This is a genomic window from Streptomyces sp. CBMA123 (genome assembly GCF_014596465.1).
GTDB lineage: Bacteria > Actinomycetota > Actinomycetes > Streptomycetales > Streptomycetaceae > Kitasatospora.
On the sequence record NZ_MECK01000329.1, the window covers coordinates 1 to 5241 of the forward strand.

Annotated in this window: 5 protein-coding genes and 1 pseudogene; 5 read left to right on the forward strand and 1 reads right to left on the reverse strand. The window is 74.9% G+C overall.

The features are described from left to right. Together BG452_RS29310 and BG452_RS29315 are read left to right on the forward strand one after the other, a co-directional pair. Window positions 1-472: pseudogene (locus BG452_RS29310) on the forward strand (hypothetical protein); the annotation flags it as partial. A 6-nt stretch (window positions 473-478) separates the two neighbouring features. Next, window positions 479-2197, forward strand: coding sequence for a DUF5719 family protein (locus BG452_RS29315; RefSeq protein ID WP_262986063.1), 1719 nt, complete (start codon window positions 479-481; stop codon window positions 2195-2197). A gap of 35 nt (window positions 2198-2232) precedes the next feature. Here BG452_RS29315 and BG452_RS29320 read toward each other — a convergent pair whose 3' ends face one another. Then, window positions 2233-2685, reverse strand: coding sequence for a metallopeptidase family protein (locus BG452_RS29320; protein ID WP_188307375.1), 453 nt, complete (start codon window positions 2683-2685; stop codon window positions 2233-2235). A gap of 221 nt (window positions 2686-2906) precedes the next feature. On the opposite strand from BG452_RS29320, the gene BG452_RS29325 reads away from it, so the two are divergent. The 3 genes from BG452_RS29325 to BG452_RS29335 all read left to right on the forward strand — a co-directional run bounded on the left by BG452_RS29325 (window position 2907) and on the right by BG452_RS29335 (window position 5051). Further along, window positions 2907-3272 carry a DUF3499 domain-containing protein gene (locus BG452_RS29325; protein ID WP_188307376.1) on the forward strand — a complete coding sequence of 122 codons (366 nt, stop codon included), beginning with the start codon at window positions 2907-2909 and terminating at the stop codon, window positions 3270-3272. A gap of 126 nt (window positions 3273-3398) precedes the next feature. Next, window positions 3399-4784 (forward strand): phosphomannomutase/phosphoglucomutase, encoded by a 1386-nt coding sequence (locus BG452_RS29330; protein WP_188307377.1) that lies wholly within the window; start codon window positions 3399-3401, stop codon window positions 4782-4784. An 84-nt stretch (window positions 4785-4868) separates the two neighbouring features. After that, window positions 4869-5051 (forward strand): Trm112 family protein, encoded by a 183-nt coding sequence (locus tag BG452_RS29335; RefSeq protein ID WP_188307378.1) that lies wholly within the window; start codon window positions 4869-4871, stop codon window positions 5049-5051. The last annotated feature ends 190 nt before the right edge of the window (window positions 5052-5241 follow it).

A 5241-nucleotide genomic window follows, 5' to 3' on the forward strand; every position in this document is an offset into this window, starting at 1 on the left:
GGCCGGGGTGTACGAGGGCCGGCCGGGCACGATCCCGGCGCAGCCGACCGGCGAGCCGGTGGCCGGGGCGGTCCAGGCGGCCGCCGCCGTCCAGGACGCCGAGCCGTACACCGACCCGTACCAGACGTACCAGCAGGCCGACCCGTACAGCTACGACCAGTACGCGGCCCAGCAGCCGGCGGCCGCGCCGTACGGCAACCAGGGGTACGACGGCCAGGGCTACGACGGCCAGGGCTACGACGGCCAGGGCTACGACGGCCACGGGTACGACGGGCAGCAGCAGGGCTACCCCCAGCAGGGCTACGAGCAGTACCCGCAGGAGCAGTACGGCTACGACCCCTACCAGCAGCAGGGCGGCCAGCCGCAGCAGACCTGGCTGCCGGGCCAGCAGCAGGGTGAGCCGTACTACGACCCCAACGAACCGGGCGGCCCCGGGAATTACCGTCCGCACCAGCACGGATCGGGGAGCTGACCCGCGATGAAGAAGCCCGCTTTCAGGAAGAAGTCCGGCGCCGGGGCCGAGCAGCCCTTCGAGTCCGCCGCCGCCGAGCCGGTCGAGGCCGCTGAGCCCGCCCGTCCGGCGGGGAAGGGCTCCGCGCGGTCCGCCGGGAAGACCACCCAGTCGCTGCTGGCTGCGGCCGTGGTGCTGGCGGCCGTGTTCGGGATCGCCGAGTCGCGCCCGCCGGCCAGCCCGGCCAAGGCCGACGGCGGGGCCGCCCCGAGCAGCGCCCAGGTCGAGCGGACGGCCGCGGTCTGCCCGCAGCCGTTCCAGGGCCTGACCGGCTCGACCACGTTCACCGCCTACACCCCGCCCGGCACCGGCTCGGCCACCGGCGGCGCCGGCTGGCTCGCCGAGCAGTCCGCCCCCGCCGTCCCGCCGACCACGGCCCCCTCGGCCCCCGGGACCCCCGCCGCGAGCGGGACGCCGAGCGCGGCCCCGAGCGGCTCCGGCGCCCCGGCCACCCCGGCCCCGGACAAGAACGCCGCGCCCGCCGACGCCAAGCTGACCGTCACCAAGCCCGGCACCCCGGCCACCGGCCCGGCCGGCAACGGCGACAACGCGCCCGGCACCGGGGCGGTCGCCAACGGCGCGCTCGCCCCCGGCTTCACCGTCACCCAGACCACCGTGGTCACCGAGCAGCGCGGCATGGGCCTGTCCGGCCTCACCTGCACCCCGGAGGGCACCAGCTTCTGGTTCGCCGGGGCCAGCACGGCCGGCGACCGGGTCGACTACGTCAGCCTGGTCAACCCCGAGTCCTCCGCCGCCGTGGTCGACATCAAGATGTACGGCGACAAGGGCCTGATCGACAACGACGCCGCCAACGGCATCACCGTCGCCCCCGGCAGCTCGCAGTCCGTCCTGCTGTCGACCCTCAGCAAGGGCGCCGTCAACGACTTGGCCGTGAACGTGGTGGTGCGCTCCGGCCGGATCGGCGCCGCGCTGCACGCCGCCGACGGCAACAAGGGCGCCGACTGGATCCCCGCCTCCGCCGACCCGGCCCCCACCCAGGTGATGGCCGGCCTGCCCGCCGACACCGCCGCGGCCCACCTGGTGGTCTGGGCGCCGCCGGAGGACGACGCCGACCTGAAGATCCAGCTCTCCGGCAAGAACGGCTGGTTCACCCCGGCCGGCAATGAGTCGATCCACGTCAAGGCGGGCATGGTGGCCTCCGTCGACCTCGGCAAGGTCACCCGGGACGAGGTTGCCGGGCTGCGGCTGTCACCCAGCGACGACAAGCACCCCACCAAGGTCGTGGCCGGCCTGCGGGTCGACCGCACCGGCGGCAACGGCAAGAGCGACGCGGCCTGGCTCAGCGGCAGCGCCCCGGTCGGCGCCCGGGCCACCGTCGCCGACAACCGGGCCGGCGCCTCCACGCTGTTCCTGACCTCCGCCGGCGACGCCGCCACCGTCAAGGTCACCGCCTCGGCCGGCAGCGGCGGCGGCACCCCGGCGACCAAGGAGGTCCAGATCCCGGCCGGCGGCACGGTCGCCATCCCGGCACCCGAGCCCGCCGGGCTGAACGGCGTCTTCGCGCTCACCGTGGAGACCGAGTCCGGCGGCCCGGTGGTCGCCGCCCGGATGCTCGCCATCCCCACCAAGGACGTGCCGATGTTCACCGTCCAGGCGCTGCGCGACGACCACAGCACCGTCCAGGTCCCGCAGGCCACCCAGGACCCGGGCGTCGTCCTGCGCTGAGCACACCTCCCGGGGGCCCGCGGGCCCCCGGGAGGTCAGTCCTCGTCGTAGCGCGGGTCGATGGCGTCCGGCGACAGCCCCAGCAGCTCGGCCACCTGCTCGATCAGGATCTCGTGCACCAGCGCGGCCCGGTCCTCCCGGGTCTTCGCCCGGATCTCCACCGGCCGCCGGTACACCACGATCTGGCTCTTGTGCCCCTTCTGGCCCGGCAGCACCCGGCCCAGCGGCACGCCGTCCTCGCTGTCGGCGCCGGCCGCCTCGTGCAGCGGCACCTCCTGCACGGCGAACTCCACCTCGATCAGCTGCGGCCACCGCCGCTCCAGCCGCTCCACCGACTCGCGCACGTAGTCGTCGAACAGTTCGGAGCGGGTGAGCGAGATCGGCACCTGGGGCGGCGCCAGCGGACCGCGCAGCCCCCTGCCGTGCCGGTCGCGGTGCCGGGGGCGGCGCGAGGGGCCTGTCGATGACTGCGGTGCGGAGCTGTCCATATCACTGCCGAGAGTAGTCCTTGGCGGGTCGGAAGTGGACCACTCCGACGGGGGAATCGCCGGGGTGGCGGCGCGTGCCCGGACAGCCGGAGCGAGCCGGCCGGAGCGAGCCGGGCAGTGCGCCGGGGGGGCGGGCCCGGGGGTGCCGGCCGCGACACGGCACCCCCCGCCGGACAGGCGGTCTTCGCTCCCCGGCGGGGAGTGCGGTACCGTCCACCCTCGTGAGCTCTGTACGTCGTTGTTCGCGGACCGCGTGCGGCCGACCGGCCGTCGCGACGCTGACGTACGTCTACGCGGATTCCACCGCCGTACTGGGCCCGCTCGCCACCTACGCCGAGCCGCACTGCTACGACCTGTGCGCCGAGCACGCCGAGCGGCTCACCGCCCCGCGCGGCTGGGAGGTCGTCCGGCTCGCCGCCGAGGCCGGGCCGCTGCGCCGCAGCAGCGACGACCTGGAAGCCCTCGCCAACGCCGTCCGCGAGGCCGCCCGCCCGCAGACCCCCCGTCAGGGCCGCGGCCCTGACGGCGAATCCACCGAGGGCGGCCGCCGCGGCCACCTGCGGGTCCTGCGCTCGCCCGACAACTGAGGACTCGCCCCGTACGGTGCGTTCGCCCGGCCCGGGTACGCTGCCCGTCTGACGTCACCGTGACCCGTCGACCGGGCGGGCGGGTGGCCCGACGTATCGACAGCAGAGAACCAGGGTGGAGCCGCAGTGCGCGACCTCAAGCAGCTCGTGAAGGCGTACGACGTCCGAGGCGTCGTCCCGGACCAGTGGGACGAGAGCCTGTCCCGGGCCTTCGGCGCCGCGTTCGTGCAGGTCACCGGCGCGTCCGCGATCGTGGTCGGGCACGACATGCGCCCCTCCTCCCCGTCGCTGAGCCGGGCCTTCGCCGAGGGCGCGGCGGCCTACGGCGCCGACGTGGTCGAGATCGGCCTGTGCTCGACCGACCAGCTCTACTACGCCAGCGGCAAGCTCGACCTGCCCGGCGCGATGTTCACCGCCAGCCACAACCCGGCCCAGTACAACGGCATCAAGCTCTGCCGGGCCGGCGCCGCCCCGGTCGGCCAGGACACCGGCCTGTCCGAGATCCGCGAGCTGGTCGAGTCCTGGACCGCCGAGGACGACACCGTCACCGTCCCGGCCAAGGACGTGCAGCCCGGCGCGCTCTCCGCGCAGGAGACCCTGCGCGGCTACGCCGACCACCTGCTGGGCCTGGTCGACCTCACCGCGATCCGCCCGCTGAAGGTCGCCGTGGACGCCGGCAACGGCATGGGCGGCCACACCGTGCCGACCGTCTTCGACGGCCTGCCGATCGAGCTCGTCCCGATGTACTTCGAGCTGGACGGCACCTTCCCCAACCACGAGGCCAACCCGCTCGACCCGAAGAACCTGGTCGACCTCCAGGCCAAGGTCCGCGAGGTCGGCGCCGACCTCGGCCTGGCCTTCGACGGCGACGCCGACCGCTGCTTCGTCGTCGACGAGCGCGGCGAGCCGGTCTCCCCGTCCGCGATCACCGCGCTGGTCGCCGCCCGCGAGATCGCCCGCGCCCAGGCCGCCGGCGAGGCCGAGCCGACGATCATCCACAACCTGATCACCTCCTGGACCGTCCCCGAGGTGGTCCGCGAGCTCGGCGCCACCCCGGTGCGCACCCGGGTCGGCCACTCCTTCATCAAGCAGGAGATGGCCGTCACCGACGCCGTCTTCGGCGGCGAGCACTCCGCGCACTACTACTTCCGCGACTTCTGGCGCGCCGACACCGGCATGCTGGCCGCGCTGCACGTGCTGGCCGCGCTCGGCGGGCAGCAGCGCACCCTGTCCGAGCTGACCGCCGAGTACGACCGCTACGCCGCCTCCGGCGAGATCAACAGCACCGTCGCCGACCAGGCCGCCAGCACCGCCGCCGTCCGTGCCGCCTACGCCGGCCTGGAGGGCACCACCGTGGACGAGCTGGACGGCCTCACCGTGGCCGGCCCGGACTGGTGGTTCAACCTGCGCGCCTCCAACACCGAGCCGCTGCTGCGGCTCAACGTCGAGGCCAAGGACCCGGCGAGGATGGCCGAGCTGCGCGACGGCGTGCTCGCGATCGTCCGCGCCTGACCGAAGCGCGCGGTGCCCCGGCCGGTAGGGTTGCCTATCGGCCGGGGCACCTCCGTGCCACCCCCGAACCTTGGAGAAGCCCCCATGAAGCTCGAATCCTTCCTGCTGGAGATCCTGGTCTGCCCGCAGTGCCGGGCCGCGCTCACCGAGGGCGGCACCGAGGAGCACCCCGAACTGGTCTGCGCCGGCGCGGACTGCGGCCTCGCGTACCCGGTCCGCGAGGGCATTCCGGTCCTCCTGGTGGACGAGGCCCGCCGCCCGGCCTGATCCTTGGGGGCCGACAGCCCCACCCGCGCCCGCCGACCACAGGACAGCCGGAGGCCCGCCGCATGCTCGACGACACCCTGCTCGACGACCCGGCCGCCCTCCAGCGCGCCGACCACGACCGCGCCCTGCTGGCCCTGGCCGGCGCCGGCGCCCGGGTCCGCACCGCGCTGCGGCAGGCCGACACGGCCGG

Coding starts and splice junctions, on each gene's coding strand:
- BG452_RS29315 (WP_262986063.1), top strand. CDS start 479: ATGAAGAAGCCCGCTTTCAGGAAGAAGTCCGGCGCCGGGGCCGAGCAG.
- BG452_RS29320 (WP_188307375.1), bottom strand. CDS start 2,685: ATGGACAGCTCCGCACCGCAGTCATCGACAGGCCCCTCGCGCCGCCCC.
- BG452_RS29335 (WP_188307378.1), top strand. CDS start 4,869: ATGAAGCTCGAATCCTTCCTGCTGGAGATCCTGGTCTGCCCGCAGTGC.